The organism is Geobacillus sp. 47C-IIb (genome assembly GCF_014679705.1).
In the GTDB taxonomy this organism is placed as follows: Bacteria; Bacillota; Bacilli; order Bacillales; family Anoxybacillaceae; genus Geobacillus; species Geobacillus thermodenitrificans.
The window spans coordinates 1,205,389-1,223,956 of the sequence record NZ_CP061473.1; the positions used below are offsets into that span (position 1 = coordinate 1,205,389).

An 18,568-nucleotide genomic window follows, 5' to 3' on the forward strand; every position below is an offset into this window, starting at 1 on the left:
ATGGTGGGATTTTTTCAAAGCAAGGAGGGAAGCGGTATTCATGCAGGCAAACCCGTTTCCATATACAAACGACCATAAACGGTATCATACGTGGAACTATCATTTACGCCAGACGTTCGGACATAAAGTGTTTAAAGTCGCGCTTGATGGCGGCTTTGATTGCCCGAACCGCGACGGGACGGTGGCGTACGGAGGGTGTACATTTTGCAGCGCTGCCGGATCAGGCGACTTTGCCGGCAACCGGGCCGATGATTTAGTGACGCAATTTCATACGATTAAGGAAAAAATGCATCAAAAGTGGAAAGACGGCAAATATTTGGCGTACTTTCAAGCGTTCACCAATACACACGCCCCCGTCGAGGTGCTGCGTGAAAAATACGAAACCGTGCTCGGCCTTGACGGAGTCGTCGGCCTGTCCATCGCCACGCGCCCCGACTGCCTGCCGGATGAGGTCGTCGATTATTTAGCGGAATTGAACGAACGGACGTATTTATGGGTCGAACTCGGTTTGCAAACGATCCACGAGCGGACGGCGCAACTGATCAACCGGGCGCATGATTTCCAATGTTTTGTCGATGGCGTACAAAAACTGCGCCGGCACGGCATCCGTGTCTGTGTCCATCTCATTAACGGCTTGCCACTTGAGACGTACGACATGATGATGGAAACAGCCAAAACCGTCGCCGCCATGGACGTGCAAGGCATCAAAATCCATTTGCTTCATTTATTAAAAGGGACACCGATGGTGAAGCAATATGAAAAAGGGCTCGTGAAGTTTTTAACGTTTGACGAATACGTCCATCTCGTGTGCGACCAGCTTGAAGTGCTGCCACCGGAGATGGTCGTGCATCGCATCACCGGCGACGGGCCGATCGACTTGCTCATTGGTCCGATGTGGAGCGCCAACAAATGGGAAGTGTTAAACGCCATTGACGCCGAACTCAAGCGGCGCAACAGCTATCAAGGAAAACGGTACAAACAAGAGGTGACGGCCCGATGACATTGATGAACATTTTGCCGTTTGCCCGCTTTTTGCTTGAACGTGCCGTCACAGAAGGCGATCTTGCCATCGACGCAACGGTCGGCAACGGCCATGACACCGTCTACCTTGCGGAACTCGTCGGTGATAGCGGACATGTGTTCGGATTTGACATTCAACCGGAGGCCATCACAGCGACAACAGCCCGCCTTTCTGAACACGGGCTGCACGACCGGGTCACGTTATTCCAACAAAGCCATAGCGAGCTGCTCACAGCGCTTCCTAGCGATGTGTATGGACGGATTGCCGGCGCCGTTTTCAACCTCGGCTATTTGCCGGGCGGTGATAAACAGATTGTCACCCAACCGGAATCGACGATTCAGGCGGTCGAACAGCTTCTTTCCATCATGAAGCCGGGCGGCGTCATCGTTCTTGTCGTTTACCACGGCCATCCGGAAGGAAAAATCGAACGTGACGCGTTGCTTGATTATGTGCGTTCCCTCGACCAGCAACACACCCACGTACTCAAATACGAATTCTTGAATCGGCGCAACGATCCGCCGTTTATTATCGCGCTCGAAAAGCGATAGGCGGAGACGTCTCCCTTTCGCCGATCCATCATCAAGCAATAAACGGCTGTCTTTATGAAAAAGACAGCCGTTTTTGTTTCTCCTGCCAAAAGCGATACGCTTTTCCGTTCCAATAAAAAAACTGCGATGCCGCCCCGCCGGCGCGGACGAGTTGACGCGCCAGCCGGCGCAAGGCGCGCTGTTTTTTCACTTTCTCATCGGACAAATACAGACCAAGCAAGCCGCGATGAATCAAGCGATGGAACTTGCCATGCGGCAGCGTGCCGACATGGCGGTCCGCTTCTTCAATAAAGTGGCAAAGCCGTTCCAGCAGCACGGTTTCATTCGGATAGTAAAAGCAAAAGTTCAAATCGCCGCCTTCGCGATCTTCTTCCTGATCGATCAAATAGTCAAGCAAAATGTGCAGCCCTTGAATGTACGGAAAATAACCGTCGCGCACTTGTTTTGCCATCTCCGGCGGCATCGACTCGCCAAAGGCGTACGCCACAAGGCAAAAAATGCCGAGCGTCGAGCCGGAACAGGCGGAAAACTCATACCATTCCATCGGCGGCAAGCTGTCTTTGTATTGGGCAAACCATCTCTCCAGCCGCGGCACGCGCTCTTTTGTGTCGACATGTTTATGTACTTGCAAGTCGCAATAATATCCGGCAAGCTCATGCAAAAACGGAACGATCGTTTCGTAATGTCGCACTGTCGCGAGCACCTCTTGGCATGTGCGCACAAGATCCGGTAAATAGCCGCCGTCTTCCTGCTCACGGCGGTAGCGGTAATAGTTGGACGGCTCTGCCCCAATGGTGAGCGCATCCGGCATTGAATCATGCAAGGCGCGAAAATCGAGCGGATCAAGCGATGTGCTCCGGTCGCACAAGTTATCTAAGTAATCGCTAATCGTCTGATACGCGACGATAAAGCGAATGCATGCTTCTAATTTTTCCCGAGCCAAAAGCGCCAAAATCGCGCCGCCTTCACAATGGAACGTTTTCGACGCGATGCTTGCTAACGCTTGCCGGCGCAACTCCGGGTCAGGAATGCGCTCCGCCCGCTGCCGCCAATAGGAAAGCTCGCGATGGACAAGGGGAAACACGTCACGATATACCATTTTCATTAACGCAATGGGATGTGTCGGGATTTTCAATGGGCTCACCTCGGGCGCAAAAACAGTGCTTTTTTCATCTCCTAGTATTTCCATCTCTACAACTGTGGAAAACTGCTTTGGTCATCATCTATTTCATTCCGTTTACGAACGGCAGACAACTTTGTAAAATAAGAATGAGCTGACGATTTCGCAAAAGAAAGGAACGAAAGCGATGATTTATCCATACAAAGGAAAAACACCGCAAATTGCCCCGTCCGCCTTTATCGCCGATTATGTGACGATCACCGGCGATGTCACGATCGGCGAGGAGACGAGCATCTGGTTTAACACCGTCATTCGCGGTGACGTGGCGCCGACCATTATCGGCAACCGGGTCAATATTCAAGATAACTCAATTTTGCATCAAAGTCCAAACAATCCGCTCATCATTGAAGACGGCGTGACCGTGGGCCATCAAGTCATTTTGCACAGCGCCATCGTCCGGAAACACGCCCTCATCGGCATGGGCTCGATCATTCTTGACCGTGCGGAAATCGGCGAAGGAGCGTTTATCGGCGCCGGCAGCTTAGTGCCGCCCGGCAAAAAAATCCCGCCGAACGTGCTCGCCCTCGGCCGGCCGGCGAAAGTCGTCCGCGAGCTGACGGAAGACGATTTCCGCGAAATGGAACGCATCCGCCGCGAATATGTAGAAAAAGGACAATATTACAAGGCGCTCCAACAAAACAGAAGCTGACCTGCCATCTTTTCACAGCGGCTAAAAAGGACAGAACCAACAACAGCACGCTTCATTTCGATGTCTATATAAAAAGAAACGGAGGAAGACTCACCTTAGTGCAGTCCCCCTCCGTTTTTCATTTATTCGTTTTTCGCTAATGCCAGTGCTTGCTCTTTCAGCACCGCTGCTTTATCCGTGCGCTCCCAAGGCAAGTCGACATCCGTGCGCCCGAAATGGCCGTAAGCCGCTGTTTGTTTATAAATCGGACGACGCAGATCCAGCATTTTGATGATGCCAGCCGGGCGAAGATCGAAGTTGTTGCGGACAACTTCAATTAAAACGTCTTCCGACACTTTGCCGGTGCCAAACGTATCAATCGAAATCGATACCGGACGAGCGACACCGATGGCGTAAGCAAGCTGCACTTCGCACTTGTCGGCCAGTCCGGCCGCAACAATGTTTTTCGCAACATAGCGAGCCGCATATGCTGCCGAACGGTCAACTTTCGTCGGGTCTTTCCCCGAGAATGCACCGCCGCCATGGCGAGCGTAACCACCGTACGTGTCAACGATGATTTTCCGCCCTGTCAGTCCAGCGTCCCCTTGCGGACCACCGATGACGAAGCGGCCGGTCGGGTTGATGAAATATTTCGTGTTCTCATCCAACAACTCCGCCGGAACAATCGGCTTGATGACGTGTTCTTTCATATCGCGTTCGATTTGGTCGTGCTCAATTTCCGGATGATGCTGCGTTGAAATGACAATCGTATCCACGCGCACCGGTTTGCCGTTTTCATCATATTCGATCGTCACTTGCGTTTTGCCGTCTGGACGCAAGTATGGCAAAACATCCGTTTTGCGCACTTCGGCCAATCGACGCGAAAGACGATGGGCAAGCGAAATCGGGAGCGGCATAAGCTCTTCCGTTTCATTGCAGGCAAATCCAAACATGAGCCCTTGGTCGCCGGCACCGATCGCTTCAATTTCTTCGTCAGTCATCTGACCTTCGCGTGCCTCAAGTGCCTGGTCAACCCCCATCGCGATATCCGGCGACTGCTCGTCAATGGCCGTCAACACCGCGCACGTATCGGCGTCAAACCCGAACTTCGCGCGCGTATAGCCGATCTCGCGGACCGTATCGCGAACGATGCGCGGAATATCGACGTACGTCGAGGTCGTAATTTCCCCGCTAACAAGCACGAGACCTGTTGTGACGCTCGTTTCACAAGCAACACGGGCGTTCGGATCTTTTTCTAAAATGGCATCCAAAATGGCATCCGAAATTTGGTCACAAATTTTATCCGGATGCCCTTCTGTTACAGATTCTGAAGTGAACAAGCGGCGTTTGGCTGACATTCGGCTCATTTCCTCCTCTTGACATAATGTGGCGATACGGAACTCGTTTCCCTTCATATAAAAAAACCTTTCCTGTCACGGTGAGGAAAGGTCATTGCAATCATATTGCTTCCTTTCACTCTTATCGTTCAAGGACCACGCCTTGCCACAGGTTAGCACCTTTTCACATATTGTAAAATTGTGACGGTTGCTGGGTTTCATCGGGCCTGTCCCTCCACCGGCTCGGGATAAGAGTATCCGTTCAATGACTTATCTTATCGTAATGAAATAAGCAAAGTCAACCGCAGAAACAAATTTTTTATTATCTGAAAAATAGGCCAAACTAAGTTTAAAAAACCTACACAATTAGTATGGACTATTAATAAAAATGTGTTATACTATTTTCAAGAGGAATTCCAATAAAAAAGGCAGGTTGTGAACATGGGGATCGCAAAAATGACCAATAAGCTTTCTTTGCTGCTGCAAAAACCGTACGTACATCACCAGTTGTCCGTTGCTGAGCTCGTCGAAAAAGTGCTGCACCGAAACGAAGGGCGGCTGACGCACACTGGCGCTGTCGCCGTCACGACCGGTAAATATACCGGACGGTCACCGAAAGACAAATACATCGTTGAAGAACCGTCGACGAAACAGAACATCGATTGGGGAACGGTCAACCAACCAATGGCACCGGAGACATTTCAAAAATTATATGATAAAGTGCTCGATTATTTAATGAAAAAAGATGAACTGTTCGTCTTTAAAGGCTTCGCCGGCGCTGACCCGAAAGCGCGGCTGCCGATTCAAGTGGTGAACGAATTCGCTTGGCACAACTTGTTTGTCCATCAGCTGTTCATCCGTCCAAGCGCGGAAGAACTCGCCGACCATGAACCGCAATTCACCGTCATTTGCGCGCCGAACTTTAAAGCAGACCCGGCCGTTGACGGGACGCGTTCGGAAGCGTTTATCATCATCTCGTTCGAACAGCGCACCGTCTTGATCGGTGGAACGGAATATGCGGGCGAAATGAAAAAATCGATCTTCTCGGTCATGAACTATTTGCTGCCGGAACAAGGCATCTTGCCGATGCACTGCTCGGCCAACGTCGGTCAGGAAGGCGACGTCGCCCTCTTCTTCGGCCTGTCGGGAACCGGGAAAACAACGCTCTCGACCGACCCGAAACGCCGCTTGATCGGCGATGACGAACACGGCTGGTCGAGCCGCGGCATTTTCAACATCGAAGGCGGCTGCTATGCGAAATGCATCAACTTATCGCGCGAGAAAGAGCCGCAAATTTTTGATGCCATCGGCTTTGGCGCCGTGCTTGAAAACGTCATTCTCCATGATGCGACACGGGTTCCGGATTACGATGACGGGACATTGACGGAAAACACGCGCGCGGCCTATCCGCTTCAGGCGATCAAAAACATCGTTGACCCAAGCGTTGCCGGCCATCCGTCGACCATCGTGTTCTTGACGGCCGATGCGTTTGGCGTCTTGCCGCCGATCAGCAAGCTGACGCGCGAACAGGCGATGTACCATTTCTTAAGCGGCTACACAAGCAAACTCGCCGGCACCGAACGCGGCGTCACTGAACCGGAAGCGACGTTCTCGACATGCTTTGGCGCGCCGTTTTTGCCGCGCCCGGCCGTCGAATACGCCGAAATGCTCGGGCAAAAAATCGCTGAGCATAACGTCCGTGTCTTTTTGGTCAACACTGGTTGGACAGGAGGACCATACGGCGTCGGTAGCCGAATGAAGCTCGCCTACACCCGCGCGATGGTACAAGCCGCCGTCGAAGGGGAGCTTGACAACGTCGAAACGGTCCAAGACCCGATTTTCGGTCTTGCCATCCCTGCCCACGTCCCGGGCGTGCCAGATGACGTCTTGCGTCCGCAAAACACATGGGCAGACAAACAAGCGTACGAACAAAAAGCGAAAGAACTGGCGGAAAAATTCCGCGCTAACTTCCAAAAATTCGCTCACATCGATCCGTCCATTGAAAAACTCGGTGGACCGCTCGTTTAACAAACACCCGGCCGGACAGGGAACATCCTGTCCGGCCGTTTTTTCTGTTCTTTCCTCTATTTCGGTCTCCGTGATTCTCTTTCTCTTTGACAAGCAGGGCCTTTTTTCCTCTTATCTATGGCAAGGCGCAAACCGTCCTTCGGTTTGCGCCCCTGCCTGATGGACCAATTCCGCGCTCATTTGCCCGACGCTTCGTGTTCAATTGGTGGAATACAAGCTGACGAGCTCATACGTAACCGTTGTCTTGTTATCTTCCCATTCGAGCTTTCTTACGACCGCGATGCCGCTCGCTTCGCTTTGCAGCGTCCGGCGCACTTCAAGCGGCACGTCAAGCGGGTATAAGCGGTAGCCTTCTTTTTCGAGCACAAACAAATTGCCTTGAACGCGCTGTTCTTTTCCTTTTGTGACAATGAGCGTCTGCAGCTCCATCGGCATGCCCATCGTTTCCGACCTCCTTGCACCTGATCGATTCGTTTATAGCCCACGAAGCCGTCCTCCCAACGTCATCGTTTTCTGCCAATGGTGATGTTGGCAAGCTCCCGAGGCTTCTTATGAGCGGTTTCCTCAACATCCTTCCCATCCTATCGTATCATACCGTCGGTTGTTGTTTCATCCATTCCGTGAGCCGTTGCACCGTCTTTCGATTATCTTGCGGCGGGAAATAGTGATTGAACTCAGGGAAGTACCAAGCGGTGACCGGTCGGCCGAGCTGCTTGAGCCGCCGCTCCAGCCGCCACGCATGCTCAATCGATACGTTTGTATCTCGCTCGCCATGGATGATAAGCACAGGCGCTTTGAGGCGCTCTAGGTTATAAAGCGGCGTACGGTGACGGTAGCGTTCCGGGTATTTGTTCGGTGTCCCGCCGATGACACGCTTCATCATCCGCCGCAAGTCCAACCGCTCCCAATACGTCAGCTCCAAATCGGTCACCCCTCCCCAGACCGCGACCGAACAGACCCGTTCGGCCAACAAAGCGGTATGAAGCGCCATCGCCCCGCCGCGTGAGAAGCCGAACACGTGCACACGCCCCGGGTGAACAAGCGGATGGCGGCGCAGGAGCTCAAATCCGGCAAGCGCATCATAACGGTCTTCACCGACAAAATCTTCGTTCCCTTCCCCGCCCCCGTTGCCGCGGTAAAGCGGGGCGAAGACGACAAATCCATGGGAAGCGAATTGGATGAGGCGTGGCACCCGCACTTGTCCGACGTTTTTGATCCCGCCGCGCAAATACAAAAACCCGTCATACACGTCGTTTTGTTTCGGCACGGCCAAAAATCCTTTCACTTTCAGTCCTTGCGCCATATAGGTGACAAAAAAGACGTCGATGTCCGGATGCGGCGACGGAAACCGGTATTGGTCGATGATGTCCCCGTCCATGGTGGATCTCTCCTTTCCGCCAGCTGAATGAATGTCTCCCCTCTTTTTTTCGTGAAAACAAGGGCATGTTGCATGCCTGAATGAAGGGAAAACCGTTGCCCATAGACCGTTCCCGTCGTTTCGCCCATTTTTTCTAGGCATTCACACATTTTTCGCCTGTGCATACGATAAGGTGAAGCGAATGTTCACCACGTGTGGACGAAAAGGGGGTAGGTCACATGAAAAAATGGGCTGTATGGTTATGTTCACTTCTTCTCCTCTTGCCGCTCGTTGCCTGCGGCAACGACGCCGATCAAAAAGAAAAAACGCTGACAAAAGTCCGTCTCGCTGAAGTGACGCGTTCGATTTTTTATGCGCCACAGTACGTCGCCTTAGCGAAAGGATTTTTTGAAGAAGAAGGGCTCGATGTCGAGCTGACGACGACGTGGGGCGGTGACAAAACGATGACGACGCTGCTGTCTGGTGGCGCGGACATCGCCCTTGTCGGTTCGGAAACGTCGATTTATGTGTATGCGCAAGGGACGAATGATCCGGTCATCAACTTCGCCCAGCTGACGCAAACAGATGGAACGTTTCTCGTTTCCCGGAAAAAAATCGACAACTTTACTTGGGAGATGTTGAAAGGAAGCACGTTCCTCGGCCAGCGCAAAGGCGGCATGCCGCAGATGGTTGGCGAATTTGTGCTGAAACAACACGGCATTGACCCGCATCAAGACTTGAAGCTGATTCAAAACGTCGATTTTGCTAATATCGCCAACGCCTTTGCGAGCGGCACCGGCGATTTCGTCCAACTGTTTGAACCGACTGCTAGCATTTTTGAGCAAGAAGGAAAAGGCTACATTATCGCTTCCTTTGGCACCGAATCGGGGCGCGTTCCGTACACGACGTACATGGCAAAACAAAGCTATATGAACAAGAACAAAGACATCATCGAAAAATTTACGCGCGCCATCTACAAAGCGCAACAATGGGTCGAATCACACAGCACCAAAGAAATTGCCAAAGTCATTCAACCATACTTTGAGGACACGGAATTGGACATTATCGAAACAGTCGTCGATCGATACAAAAGTCAAGGCTCTTACGCGACCGATCCGATTTTAGATGAGGAAGAATGGAACAACTTGCAAAACATCATGGATGAAGCCGGCGAGCTGCCAAAACGAATCGACCTCGACACACTCGTTGATTCGTCGTTTGCCAAAAAAGTCATGAACGACTAACGAAAGCGGGTGAACCGGATGTTTCTTGTCATCGACCGTCTCTCGCACACGTATTTTACGAAAACAACCGCCGTCACCGCGCTCGCTGAGGTGTCGCTGTCGGTCGAGAAAGGAGAGTTTGTCTCCTTTCTCGGCCCAAGCGGCTGTGGGAAAACGACCCTTCTTTCCATTATCGCCGGGCTGATTCAACCGACGGAAGGGAAGGTGTTCATCGAAGGCGAACCGCTTTGGGCGCAGGAAACAAGCGCCAAAGCAGCGCGCCGGGCGGCCGGATCCGATCTGTCAACCCGCGGCGCTGTCGGGTATATGCTTCAGCAAGACTACTTGTTTCCATGGAAAACGATTGAAGAAAACATCTTACTCGGTCTCAAAATCACAGGAACGTTGACAGCGGAAACGAAAGAGCGGGCGCTCGCATTGCTTGCGGAGATCGGCCTTGACGGCGTGGAATCGTATTACCCGAGCCAGTTGTCCGGCGGCATGCGCCAGCGCGCGGCGCTCGTGCGCACATTGGCAACCGACCCGAAGCTCTTGTTGCTTGACGAACCGTTTTCCGCTCTTGACCAACAGACGAAGCTAAAATTAGAAGAACTCGTCTGGAAAACGTTAAAGCAATACGAAAAAACCGCGGTGCTCGTCACCCATGATATTGAAGAAGCCATCGCCATGAGCGACCGCATTTTCCTGTTTTCGCGACGCCCGGGCCGCCTAGTGCGGACGTTTATCATTCCGGAAGAGCTGCGTCACTGTCCGCCGTTCGCCGCTCGCCAGCATCCCACGTTTTCTCCGCTATTTCAATCCATTTGGAAGGAGATGGAGGCCCTTGAATCCGTCTAATGAACGCATCCGCTCATTGCACCATGAATACCTCGCCGCGCTCCGCAAAGAACGGCGGGTGATTCGCGTTTGGCAAGTTGCGCTCCTTATTGCCTTTTTCGCTGTCTGGGAAGCGGCAAGTCACTTTCGCTGGGTCGATCCGCTGCTGTTTAGCTCTCCGTCGGCCATTGGCAAATTGTTTATTGAAAAAATCGGCGACTACTCTCTCTTAACACATACGTGGGCCACCTTGTTTGAAACGATGCTCGGGTTTATCATCGGCACGGTCGGCGGTGCGCTCATCGGCGCGTTGCTTTGGTGGTTTCCACGCCTCGCCAAAACGCTTGATCCCTATTTGGTCGTCTTTAACGCCATGCCCAAAGTCGCACTCGGGCCGATTTTGATTGTCGCCCTTGGACCGGGATTTACGTCGATCATCGCGATGGGTGTCGTTATTGCGATCATTATTACGACAATTGTGGTGTATGCCTCGTTTCAAGAAGTCGACCCGAACTATTTGAAAGTGTTGCGAACGTTTGGCGCCACCCGCTACCAATGTTTCAAAGAAGCCGTGCTGCCAGCGTCGTTTCCGGCGATCATTTCAACGTTGAAAGTGAACGTCGGCCTCGCCTGGGTCGGCGTCATCACCGGCGAATTTCTCGTTTCCAAACAAGGGCTCGGCTATTTAATCATTTACGGCTTCCAAGTGTTCAATTTTACACTCGTCTTGATGAGCCTGCTCATTGTCGCGGTGCTGTCGACATTGATGTATCAACTTGTCGCTATGATCGAAAAGAAATGGAGCAACCGCCGCTAAGAGACGTTCGCGAACGATCGATGAACGTCTCTTTTCGTTTTGCCGCCGAATATTAGCCGATCCACCCGCGCTGTTTGACTTCCGCCAACGCCAACGGAAGCACATCGTCTTTCATGAGATAACTAAAGCGCGCATCCGTGCGGATATGATCCGGCAGTGCCGAAAGCAGCACGGGGCCGTTCGTCTCCCAATAGGAGTCCCGCTCGGAAAGCGCCGCAATGTCGGCGAAATAAATGTTTTTCACAATATCCGGCTCCACCTCATATTGGCCGACATAGGAAAGACGGCCAACCACCCCGCCGGTTTCTTCCATGACCTCGCGAGCGGCAGCTTCTTCGGCCGTTTCCCCGTCTTCAACTTTGCCGCCGGGAAATTCGAGACCGCGGCGCGGGTGATCCGTCAACAACCACTGACCTTGATAGCGGCAAATGACCCACACATGCCCAGGCGTCAAGGAAAACGGATGATCCGCAAACGCCAGCCGGACGCGATGCCCGTAATAATCGCGAAACTCATACATCGGACTCGCTCCTTTCCTCTCCCCATTATACAAAAAAAGCCGCCCCATTCGCGGCTTTTTACTCGTTTGTTTCTCTGTCATCAGGAAGGATGCCAAGCGATCGGATCTGCGCCTTCGTTTCGTCATTGCCAAGCCGATAAATCATTTCGTAAATTTTCATCATCGTCTCGTCATACGCATCGTTTTCCCGATCGTAATGATATTGGACATAGGGCACATGGGCGCGCCAAAACGCTTGCCAGTCGGTCGAGTAATTTTGATCGAAATACTCGCGCAGCTCCGCGATTTCCCGGTCGGTTGCTTCAATTTGGAAATCCCATGGCGACGCCGTTTTCAGCTGCGAAATTTCCCCGTGCGCTATCGAGATGTAATACGTCTTTTTCCGTTCTTCTGCCACACTCGTCCACTCCTTCTGCTCTTTTTGTTTAGTGTGGGGTCATCCGGGAAAAATATGCGGATTTTGCGAAAATCAGCGAACAAATCCGCTCGGGTGTTCAAGCAACAAGGACTGCGTTCCAATGCGGCATAACCGGAACACTGCCGATGCAACGCTTTTCTTGAAGGTTGGTGATTGAGCCTTCGGATTCATCTAGCAATAAGAACGATTCATTGTAAACAAAAACCCCCGATGAACTCGTCATCAGGGGAAATCATTTCATCTCATCTTTCAACAACTCGATCGCTTTTCGCAGCACGGCGGGAATCGGAACACCGGCCCGCCCGGCGTTTTCCACGATCGAAATAAATTCATTGGCAATATAGAAAAATACGATCGCGTCGCGAATCAAGTGCATGTTCCAGCCGATGGCCAAATCGACTAAATGCGCCGCTGCCGTGAGCACAAAAATCAACAACTTGCGGACGATGCCGCGAAACCCGACCTGGCTTGACAGCTTGCCTTCCATCGCACTAGCGACAATGCCAGTAATGTAATCGACAATCACTAATGCAAGCAAAATGACGACGAATGAGTCCACGCTGCCGACAAATACCGACACAAGCGAACCGAACAGCGGAACACCGATCATCGGAATTGGCTTGTTCACGGCTCTCTCCCCTTGAACATAGGATACGCGTACCCTATTCTATGCCAAGGGGAAAAAGCAAGACGCGGCGGTTTCCCTAAACAACGCCTTTTTTCGACAAAAACCGAAGGCCGCCCATGAGATTGACGGGCAGCCTTTCCCTTTACTGTCCCAAAAACGATTTCAGCATCCAGACGTGTTTCTCCAAGCTCCGGTGAATGCCAAGCAGCATATCCCCTGTCGTTTCATCGCCGACTTCATCCGCCACTTGCATTCCTTCCTTCAGTTCACCGACCATCGTTTCAAAGTCGCCGACAATCGAAGCGACCATTTGCTCGGCGGTTTCCGTCCCGGTCGCTTCCTTGACCGACGCTTGCTCTAGCGCGCCTTTCATCGTCGCCACCGGCTTGCCACCCAGCGCCAACAGCCGCTCGGCGAGCGCGTCAATATGGCCGGCTGCTTCATTGTAAAGCTCTTCAAACTTCTCATGCAGCGTAAAAAACTGCGGACCGGTGACATACCAATGGTAATTGTGCAACTTCACGTACAAAACGGTCCAGTTCGCGATTTGCTTGTTGACAATGTCCGTTAATTGGTTTGCCATATTCATTCCTCCCCATGGTTGATTTACCCAACTTGTCCGCTATTGAAACAGCCGAACCTTGCCGATGAATAGCTTGCCCGATTCCAGGAGAAATATGAATGCACGCGTGCTTACATATGGTATAATGAAAAGAAAAAAGGTAGGCATCATCATGTATTGGACGTTAGTGATTTGTCTCATCATTGTCGTCATCATTCTTACATTAGCCGTCGTCACCACCTCAAAAGCGTACGGATACAAACATACGGTAGATCCGCTTCCTGAGGAACAGGACGACAAACAACAGGCCGGCCCGAAACAGCCGCAGTAGCGGCGTTCGGACCGGCCTTATTGATCAGCCAAACACTTTTTTCAGTTCGCTTTTCTCTTGCGACAGCCAAAAGCGCATCAGCTCTTTCGCCGCCTCTAAGTCATGCAGCTTCGCTTGGCCGCATTGCCGCTCGGTCGCAGCCGGCACTTCCGTCGCATTCAAGGCGTCTTTCATCGTCTCCTCAAGCAAATCGATGATTTCGTCAACGGTCGGCGAACCGCTCACGACAAGGTAAAATCCCGTTTGGCAACCCATTGGCGAAATGTCGATAATGTCAAAGTGATCATACTTGGTCACATGTTTGCGCAGCGTATACGCCAACAAGTGCTCCAACGTATGAATGGCCGCCGGATCCATCGCTTCTTTGTTCGGCTGGCAAAAACGAATATCGAACTTATTGACGACACCGTCGCTTCCGATTTTGTGAACGCCGCAATGCCGCACGTACGGCGCTTTCACGGCGCAGTGATCCAATTCAAAGCTTTCGACTGGTGAAGGCATATGAATTCCCCCTAATCGTATATTCTCTTTTTTATCATAACCAAAACGAGGGGCGTCCCGCATCTTTTTTGTCTTCTAGACCGATGGATGCGCTGCGGGCGAAACACCGGCTGCTCACAACAGACCATTTCCCTTGAATGGAAAGGCGATTTGTCCTATTGTAGAAATAGCGAAAAGGACGGAAAGGAATGGTGATGGTGGCCAAGTTGCTGATTATGCTCATCCGCTTTTACCAACGATTTCTTTCCCCGCTCAAGCCCCCGACATGTCGCTTTTACCCGACTTGCTCTCACTACGGGATAGAAGCGGTGACGCGGTTTGGTGCCATCAAAGGGGGATGGCTGACGGTGAAGCGAATTTTGAAATGCCACCCGTTCCACCCCGGCGGATTTGACCCCGTACCCGAAAAACCACAAAAAAAGACCGAACCATAACGAACAGAGCGACGTGCTTCCCCCTAAACGGGGACAAATAGTTTTCAAATCGGAATCATTACGATATAATAGCGAAGGACATATCGCTTTCAAGGGAAGGAGCTTATCATGAGAACGAGATCATGGATATTATGCTTATTTCTCGCTTTATTCGGCTTGCTATACGGCTGCCAAAACGAACAAGACAAGAACGGGTCAGAAACTAAAAAAGATACGTTAACGATATACACAACGGTCTACCCGCTCGAAGATTTCACGAAAAAAATCGGCGGCGATGTCGTTGAAGTCAACAGCATTTATCCGCCCGGAGCCGAAGCGCATACGTTCGAACCGACAACCAAAACGATCCAACAAGTTGCCGATGCGGACGCCTTCATTTATATCGGCCAAGGAATGGAACCGTTCGCCGAAAAGCTAAAGGAAGCGTTAAAAAATGAACCGGTTCGCTTTCTTGCTGCTGCCGACAGCATCGATTTACTTGAATCGTCTCACGAAGAACATGGAGAAGATGATGAACATGCCGCTCCAAAAGGCAATGGAGACGAACACGAGCACCACGGTGATAAAGATCCGCACGTTTGGCTTGACCCAATCCGTTCCGTCAAGATGGCCGAACAGATTCGCGATTTGCTCATTGAACTCAAACCGGAGCAAAAAGAAACGTTTACGGCAAACTTTAACGCCTTGAAAGAAAAACTGGAAGTGCTTGATCAAACCTTCCAGCAAACCGTCCAATCGGCGCCGAACAAAGACATTCTCGTCGCCCATGCGGCCTACGGTTATTGGGAAGAGCGCTACGGCCTCCGCCAGCGCAGCGTGTCCGGCCTGACGCCGACAAACGAACCGTCGCAAAAACAATTGGTTGCGCTCATCGATTGGGCGAAACGTCATCACATTCGCTACGTTCTTTTTGAACGCAACATCCCAGCGAAAACAGCAGAAATGATCCAGCATGAAATCGACGCCAAAGCGCTCTATTTGCACAACCTAGAAACATTGACCGACGAAGACAGGAAACAAAACCGTGATTACTTCAACTTGATGGAACAAAATATCGAAACGATCGAACAGGCGCTCCGTTAACCTTCCCTGCCCCGCCGTCAAGGCGGGGCTTTTTTCTCACTCTTTCCTTTATTTTTTTCGGTGGTGCTCCAAAAGACGGATGGCGAATATAATATACCATTGTTGTTTTTAAATTTTCTGACAAATGAGCTGAAACATGTGCGCAAACGAGCGATGATCACGCTCCCAATCAGCATCATTTTCGCCGTATGCATCGCCGCTTCCTTCTTTCTAATGAACATCAAACCCGACACGTCCCACGTCTCACAAGCGCAAAAGCTGGCTGAGTATACAAAGCCAGCCGTCGTCCGTATCGTCGATTATGCGATCGTGGAATGGAAATTTGTCAACAATGATCCGGATGTCGACGCGTACCTCCACCAGCTTGATTACCGAACGATGATTGGCGCATCCGGCTCAGGGGCCATCATTAGCTCAAACGGCTATATTGTCACGAACGCCCATGTCGTTGAGTATTCGAAGGCAGAAGAAAAAGACATCGCCCATGCGGCCTTTGAATAATTAGTAGCTGGAGTGGCCGAATATTTTGGCGTCGATTTTGACATCGCTTATGATTATATGATTGAGTATACGTTGTATACAAACGTCACCCGCGGTCTGAAAGTGATTTTACCTGGAGGGGATGTGCTTGACGGGGAAGTAAAAAGCTACGGGGCCCCAGTCAATCAAGGGAAAGACGTTGCGGTTTTAAAAGTCGAAGGGAAACATTTGCCGACGCTGCCGCTTGGCGATTCGGACAACGTCCAAAATCAAGATGACATTTGGGTGATCGGCTACCCCGCCGCTGCTGAATCCGACTACCTTTCTCCCGACTCCTCCTTAGTCTCTTCCATGAACGCCGGCCATGTTTCCGCCACTTCGAAAAAGACAGAACAAGGGAGTCCGGTCATCCAGATTGACGCCGCCGCCACCCATGGCAACAGCGGAGGACCCGTCATTAACAAACGCGGGGAAATGATCGGCTTGCTCACCTTCCGCGGCGGCACTGTCAACCGCCAAGAAGTGCAAAGATTCAATTTTGTCGTTCCGGTCAATACCGTGAAAGAGTTTGTCAAGCAGGCTGGAGCCGACCAAGGGCAAGGAAGCATTGATACCCTCTTCCGCGAAGGATTGACGCTGTATTGGGGCGGTTATTATAAGGATGCCTTGGCCAAATTCGAAGCGGTCGAACGCCTCTATCCCGGCCATTCGGAAATTAAACGGTTCATTACCGACAGCCAGCAAAAAAGCGGGCAAAGCAAAATTCTTTGGTCAACCTACAAAACCGCCTTCCTTATTTTCGATGACGTCGCTCTGCTTCTCATCATCGGACTGCTTGTGTTCACCTTCGCCTGTAAGCCAAAACAGCAAACCAAGGCGGCTTCAGCCGACGGCCCACCGGTAGCCTCCGCCGATCTGAACGGTGACGGCAAAGTCCATCTCCAAGACGTGCTGTTGGCCTTGCAACAACAGCAACAACAAACCGACGACAGCAAGAAAAAGGAGAGCCCATAGCGACACCTTGCCATAAATATTATGATAAAAATGGGACATTTATGACTATACCCTCGCAAGGACAACATAGAGAATGTCCGAACGTCCTTTTCTTTCAACATGAAACGACATGTCGAGCTTTCACACCGTTCGAAGACATGCCGTTTTTTATCCGGCAGACATCCATTCAATGCGGCGCCCGCCTGTCCATAAAAAGCAACATTCAAGCTCGTGCGGACAAAATCCGACCGCTTCTCGACATAAAGACGGCAGTCTTTCCTTGTAGTTCCGGATTTCCCCCTCTTCCTCGCACCATAACAATACGCGCACGCGGTCACGGTAAACGATACACAAGTTTGTACCGTTCCAATCTTCCGCCTCCCCCTCATTCCCGCCGTCAACAAGCAACAGTGGCTTGCATTCTGTCTCGTCCGCCGAACCAAAAAACTGTAACAAATGATCGGTCACTTTAGCGAGCACGAGGCCGTAATGTAATGGCGACGGAAAGAGAGACAAAGAAAGGAGCGGGCGATGCATTTCAATCAGCTTCAATAGCTGAAACGGCGACCGCAAGGAAGGAGTCGTTTCACAATACGCCTCGACCACGCGGTGGAGAAATCGGTGAACGGCATAAACCCAAGCACCTTGTGTCTTTTGATGTGTCAATGCCATCACTGCTGCCTCCCATGTTTAAGCATGTTTCTCCAGCTGCTCCAGCACAGTATAAATCGAACTCCACGAACGCTTGACAAAATAAATGGGCTTGTCTTTGCTTTTCGCTTTCTCTTTCACTTTTTTGGCTAAGTTATGGTTAATGTAATCGATCATGACTAATACAGCATCCACATGCTCCGGAATATCGCGCTTGACCATATTCACTTTTCGGCCATTGACATGAATGATTTCCCGGAAACCAGAATTCACTAATTTATCGGTAATATTGCCTAAATGATCTGCACCCACAACAAGTAAAGAGGCCATCGTGTCACCCTCCCTTATCACCTTCTTGATTTTTATTTTAATTGAGAATGATTTTCTATGTCAATGATAATGATAAATATTTTCATTTATCGTTAGTCAAAAAACTTCCCACTTTTTACACCGGATCCGCAGCAGATGATCCTTCCATTCATAAATTCCGCTTGAACCGGCAAACTATTGTTGTAGCCGATTTCATCATGATAAGGGGGACGACGAATGGCAAAAGACGTTCTTTGCGAAGTACGCAACTGTCATTACTGGGCAGAAGGAAACCGCTGCAGCGCTGAGGCGATTTACGTCGTCAGCCATACAGGGAAAGCAGCGTCCGATGTGACGGAAACAGACTGCAAAACGTTTGTTCCTTCTGACGAAGCATAACTGGCAGATGAGTCAAGCGCTGCCCGGCTGACCGGGCGGCGCTTACATAGTTAGAGGGGGATAACGATGGACAAGCGCGCCAGCCTCATTAAAGCGTTCAAAAGGGAAATGAAGCGGAGCCATCCGGAAGCGTATCCGATTTGCATCGATTCCTTCACAAATTTATGGCAGTACGAGTTCGGTTCGTTGGAACAGTTGCCGCCCGATATTAAGCGGCTTGTCGCCTATCGAGCAGTTGAGCTTGGACTGGAGGACGATGATTTTTAACAGAAGCTGATGAATA

At 51.1% G+C, this 18,568-nt stretch carries 25 protein-coding genes and 1 riboswitch; of the genes, 14 read left to right on the forward strand and 11 right to left on the reverse strand.

Annotated elements, in window-relative coordinates:
* Positions 1 to 40 precede the first annotated feature (40 nt).
* Positions 41 to 1,000 carry a tRNA modification radical SAM protein MnmL/YtqA gene (locus tag IC804_RS06050; protein ID WP_008880948.1) on the forward strand — a complete coding sequence of 320 codons (960 nt, stop codon included), beginning with the start codon at positions 41 to 43 and terminating at the stop codon, positions 998 to 1,000.
* Positions 997 to 1,569: a tRNA 5-(aminomethyl)-2-thiouridylate-methyltransferase MnmM gene (locus IC804_RS06055; protein WP_029760569.1), complete on the forward strand. Its 573-nt coding sequence runs from the start codon at positions 997 to 999 to the stop codon at positions 1,567 to 1,569. Before IC804_RS06050 ends, IC804_RS06055 begins: the two co-directional genes overlap by 4 nt.
* Before the next feature lie 52 nt (positions 1,570 to 1,621).
* Here IC804_RS06055 and IC804_RS06060 read toward each other — a convergent pair whose 3' ends face one another.
* Positions 1,622 to 2,704, reverse strand: a complete 1,083-nt coding sequence (locus IC804_RS06060) for a tetraprenyl-beta-curcumene synthase family protein (RefSeq protein WP_029760568.1) — start codon at positions 2,702 to 2,704, stop codon at positions 1,622 to 1,624.
* Positions 2,705 to 2,876: 172 nt separating this feature from the next.
* Between IC804_RS06060 and IC804_RS06065 the strand changes: the two genes are divergently transcribed.
* The gene (locus tag IC804_RS06065) at positions 2,877 to 3,398 is read left to right on the forward strand and encodes a gamma carbonic anhydrase (protein WP_008880951.1); all 522 of its coding nucleotides are present in this window, start codon (positions 2,877 to 2,879) and stop codon (positions 3,396 to 3,398) included.
* 122 nt (positions 3,399 to 3,520) lie between these two features.
* Here IC804_RS06065 and metK read toward each other — a convergent pair whose 3' ends face one another.
* On the reverse strand, positions 3,521 to 4,735 hold the full coding sequence (metK, locus tag IC804_RS06070) for a methionine adenosyltransferase (protein WP_011888011.1): 1,215 nt from the start codon (positions 4,733 to 4,735) through the stop codon (positions 3,521 to 3,523).
* 118 nt (positions 4,736 to 4,853) lie between these two features.
* Positions 4,854 to 4,969, reverse strand: a riboswitch (SAM riboswitch).
* Between the two features lie 186 nt (positions 4,970 to 5,155).
* On the opposite strand from metK, the gene pckA reads away from it, so the two are divergent.
* Entirely contained in the window at positions 5,156 to 6,742 is a 1,587-nt protein-coding gene (gene pckA / locus IC804_RS06075) for a phosphoenolpyruvate carboxykinase (ATP) (RefSeq protein ID WP_008880953.1), read from the forward strand.
* A gap of 198 nt (positions 6,743 to 6,940) precedes the next feature.
* On the opposite strand, the gene IC804_RS06080 is transcribed toward pckA, so the two are convergent.
* Positions 6,941 to 7,183: a DUF2584 domain-containing protein gene (locus tag IC804_RS06080; RefSeq protein WP_008880954.1), complete on the reverse strand. Its 243-nt coding sequence runs from the start codon at positions 7,181 to 7,183 to the stop codon at positions 6,941 to 6,943.
* Positions 7,184 to 7,331: 148 nt separating this feature from the next.
* Positions 7,332 to 8,120, reverse strand: coding sequence for an alpha/beta hydrolase family protein (locus tag IC804_RS06085; RefSeq protein WP_008880955.1), 789 nt, complete (start codon positions 8,118 to 8,120; stop codon positions 7,332 to 7,334).
* A gap of 218 nt (positions 8,121 to 8,338) precedes the next feature.
* Between IC804_RS06085 and IC804_RS06090 the strand changes: the two genes are divergently transcribed.
* The 3 genes from IC804_RS06090 to IC804_RS06100 are packed head-to-tail and all read left to right on the forward strand — an operon-like array spanning position 8,339 to position 10,976.
* The gene (locus IC804_RS06090; protein WP_081157199.1) at positions 8,339 to 9,343 is read left to right on the forward strand and encodes an ABC transporter substrate-binding protein; all 1,005 of its coding nucleotides are present in this window, start codon (positions 8,339 to 8,341) and stop codon (positions 9,341 to 9,343) included.
* An 18-nt stretch (positions 9,344 to 9,361) separates the two neighbouring features.
* On the forward strand, positions 9,362 to 10,180 hold the full coding sequence (locus tag IC804_RS06095; protein WP_008880957.1) for an ABC transporter ATP-binding protein: 819 nt from the start codon (positions 9,362 to 9,364) through the stop codon (positions 10,178 to 10,180).
* Positions 10,167 to 10,976 (forward strand): ABC transporter permease, encoded by an 810-nt coding sequence (locus IC804_RS06100; protein ID WP_008880958.1) that lies wholly within the window; start codon positions 10,167 to 10,169, stop codon positions 10,974 to 10,976. Before IC804_RS06095 ends, IC804_RS06100 begins: the two co-directional genes overlap by 14 nt.
* A 52-nt stretch (positions 10,977 to 11,028) precedes the next feature.
* On the opposite strand, the gene ytkD is transcribed toward IC804_RS06100, so the two are convergent.
* From ytkD to IC804_RS06120, 4 genes are all read right to left on the reverse strand, one after another.
* Entirely contained in the window at positions 11,029 to 11,496 is a 468-nt protein-coding gene (gene ytkD, locus IC804_RS06105; protein ID WP_029760561.1) for an RNA deprotection pyrophosphohydrolase, read from the reverse strand.
* Positions 11,497 to 11,554: 58 nt separating this feature from the next.
* Entirely contained in the window at positions 11,555 to 11,893 is a 339-nt protein-coding gene (locus tag IC804_RS06110; RefSeq protein ID WP_008880960.1) for a hypothetical protein, read from the reverse strand.
* Between the two features lie 253 nt (positions 11,894 to 12,146).
* The gene (locus IC804_RS06115; RefSeq protein ID WP_008880961.1) at positions 12,147 to 12,542 is read right to left on the reverse strand and encodes a phage holin family protein; all 396 of its coding nucleotides are present in this window, start codon (positions 12,540 to 12,542) and stop codon (positions 12,147 to 12,149) included.
* 142 nt (positions 12,543 to 12,684) lie between these two features.
* Entirely contained in the window at positions 12,685 to 13,125 is a 441-nt protein-coding gene (locus tag IC804_RS06120) for a Dps family protein (protein WP_081157198.1), read from the reverse strand.
* 151 nt (positions 13,126 to 13,276) lie between these two features.
* On the opposite strand from IC804_RS06120, the gene ytzI reads away from it, so the two are divergent.
* A complete protein-coding gene (gene ytzI, locus IC804_RS06125) occupies positions 13,277 to 13,435 on the forward strand; it encodes a YtzI protein (protein WP_223812898.1) in 159 nt (52 codons plus the stop codon).
* Positions 13,436 to 13,459: 24 nt separating this feature from the next.
* Here the strand turns inward: ytzI and IC804_RS06130 are convergent, their stop codons facing one another.
* Positions 13,460 to 13,936, reverse strand: coding sequence for an S-ribosylhomocysteine lyase (locus IC804_RS06130; protein WP_008880964.1), 477 nt, complete (start codon positions 13,934 to 13,936; stop codon positions 13,460 to 13,462).
* A gap of 194 nt (positions 13,937 to 14,130) precedes the next feature.
* Between IC804_RS06130 and yidD the strand changes: the two genes are divergently transcribed.
* The 4 genes from yidD (at position 14,131) to IC804_RS06145 (ending at position 16,947) form a co-directional block, all read left to right on the forward strand.
* Positions 14,131 to 14,370, forward strand: a complete 240-nt coding sequence (gene yidD, locus IC804_RS06135; protein ID WP_041264654.1) for a membrane protein insertion efficiency factor YidD — start codon at positions 14,131 to 14,133, stop codon at positions 14,368 to 14,370.
* 108 nt (positions 14,371 to 14,478) lie between these two features.
* The gene (locus IC804_RS06140) at positions 14,479 to 15,453 is read left to right on the forward strand and encodes a metal ABC transporter substrate-binding protein (RefSeq protein ID WP_011888020.1); all 975 of its coding nucleotides are present in this window, start codon (positions 14,479 to 14,481) and stop codon (positions 15,451 to 15,453) included.
* 63 nt (positions 15,454 to 15,516) lie between these two features.
* Positions 15,517 to 15,954, forward strand: coding sequence for a S1C family serine protease (locus IC804_RS18490; protein WP_223812899.1), 438 nt, complete (start codon positions 15,517 to 15,519; stop codon positions 15,952 to 15,954).
* Positions 15,955 to 15,966: 12 nt separating this feature from the next.
* Positions 15,967 to 16,947, forward strand: coding sequence for a S1 family peptidase (locus IC804_RS06145; protein ID WP_223812900.1), 981 nt, complete (start codon positions 15,967 to 15,969; stop codon positions 16,945 to 16,947).
* 147 nt (positions 16,948 to 17,094) lie between these two features.
* On the opposite strand, the gene IC804_RS06150 is transcribed toward IC804_RS06145, so the two are convergent.
* A complete protein-coding gene (locus IC804_RS06150; RefSeq protein ID WP_008880968.1) occupies positions 17,095 to 17,598 on the reverse strand; it encodes a hypothetical protein in 504 nt (167 codons plus the stop codon).
* An 18-nt stretch (positions 17,599 to 17,616) separates the two neighbouring features.
* Complete coding sequence (locus IC804_RS06155; protein ID WP_008880969.1) at positions 17,617 to 17,907, reverse strand: DUF2325 domain-containing protein; 291 nt, start codon at positions 17,905 to 17,907, stop codon at positions 17,617 to 17,619.
* A gap of 216 nt (positions 17,908 to 18,123) precedes the next feature.
* On the opposite strand from IC804_RS06155, the gene IC804_RS06160 reads away from it, so the two are divergent.
* Both IC804_RS06160 and IC804_RS06165 read left to right on the forward strand, forming a co-directional pair.
* Positions 18,124 to 18,285 carry a DUF1540 domain-containing protein gene (locus IC804_RS06160; RefSeq protein WP_008880970.1) on the forward strand — a complete coding sequence of 54 codons (162 nt, stop codon included), beginning with the start codon at positions 18,124 to 18,126 and terminating at the stop codon, positions 18,283 to 18,285.
* A 66-nt stretch (positions 18,286 to 18,351) separates the two neighbouring features.
* The gene (locus IC804_RS06165) at positions 18,352 to 18,552 is read left to right on the forward strand and encodes a hypothetical protein (RefSeq protein ID WP_011888022.1); all 201 of its coding nucleotides are present in this window, start codon (positions 18,352 to 18,354) and stop codon (positions 18,550 to 18,552) included.
* The last annotated feature ends 16 nt before the right edge of the window (positions 18,553 to 18,568 follow it).

What these genes read in the sequence shown, in the direction of transcription:
- metK (WP_011888011.1), bottom strand. Translation starts at nt 4,735, where the DNA reads ATGTCAGCCAAACGCCGCTTGTTCACTTCAGAATCTGTAACAGAAGGG.
- IC804_RS06160 (WP_008880970.1), top strand. Translation starts at nt 18,124, where the DNA reads ATGGCAAAAGACGTTCTTTGCGAAGTACGCAACTGTCATTACTGGGCA.
- IC804_RS06085 (WP_008880955.1), bottom strand. Translation starts at nt 8,120, where the DNA reads ATGGACGGGGACATCATCGACCAATACCGGTTTCCGTCGCCGCATCCG.
- IC804_RS06120 (WP_081157198.1), bottom strand. Translation starts at nt 13,125, where the DNA reads ATGGCAAACCAATTAACGGACATTGTCAACAAGCAAATCGCGAACTGG.
- IC804_RS06050 (WP_008880948.1), top strand. Translation starts at nt 41, where the DNA reads ATGCAGGCAAACCCGTTTCCATATACAAACGACCATAAACGGTATCAT.
- IC804_RS06150 (WP_008880968.1), bottom strand. Translation starts at nt 17,598, where the DNA reads ATGGCATTGACACATCAAAAGACACAAGGTGCTTGGGTTTATGCCGTT.
- IC804_RS06095 (WP_008880957.1), top strand. Translation starts at nt 9,362, where the DNA reads ATGTTTCTTGTCATCGACCGTCTCTCGCACACGTATTTTACGAAAACA.
- IC804_RS06090 (WP_081157199.1), top strand. Translation starts at nt 8,339, where the DNA reads ATGAAAAAATGGGCTGTATGGTTATGTTCACTTCTTCTCCTCTTGCCG.
- IC804_RS06065 (WP_008880951.1), top strand. Translation starts at nt 2,877, where the DNA reads ATGATTTATCCATACAAAGGAAAAACACCGCAAATTGCCCCGTCCGCC.
- IC804_RS06165 (WP_011888022.1), top strand. Translation starts at nt 18,352, where the DNA reads ATGGACAAGCGCGCCAGCCTCATTAAAGCGTTCAAAAGGGAAATGAAG.
- ytkD (WP_029760561.1), bottom strand. Translation starts at nt 11,496, where the DNA reads ATGTATGAGTTTCGCGATTATTACGGGCATCGCGTCCGGCTGGCGTTT.
- IC804_RS06055 (WP_029760569.1), top strand. Translation starts at nt 997, where the DNA reads ATGACATTGATGAACATTTTGCCGTTTGCCCGCTTTTTGCTTGAACGT.
- pckA (WP_008880953.1), top strand. Translation starts at nt 5,156, where the DNA reads ATGGGGATCGCAAAAATGACCAATAAGCTTTCTTTGCTGCTGCAAAAA.
- IC804_RS06080 (WP_008880954.1), bottom strand. Translation starts at nt 7,183, where the DNA reads ATGGGCATGCCGATGGAGCTGCAGACGCTCATTGTCACAAAAGGAAAA.
- IC804_RS06155 (WP_008880969.1), bottom strand. Translation starts at nt 17,907, where the DNA reads ATGGCCTCTTTACTTGTTGTGGGTGCAGATCATTTAGGCAATATTACC.
- ytzI (WP_223812898.1), top strand. Translation starts at nt 13,277, where the DNA reads ATGTATTGGACGTTAGTGATTTGTCTCATCATTGTCGTCATCATTCTT.
- yidD (WP_041264654.1), top strand. Translation starts at nt 14,131, where the DNA reads ATGGTGGCCAAGTTGCTGATTATGCTCATCCGCTTTTACCAACGATTT.
- IC804_RS06130 (WP_008880964.1), bottom strand. Translation starts at nt 13,936, where the DNA reads ATGCCTTCACCAGTCGAAAGCTTTGAATTGGATCACTGCGCCGTGAAA.
- IC804_RS06140 (WP_011888020.1), top strand. Translation starts at nt 14,479, where the DNA reads ATGAGAACGAGATCATGGATATTATGCTTATTTCTCGCTTTATTCGGC.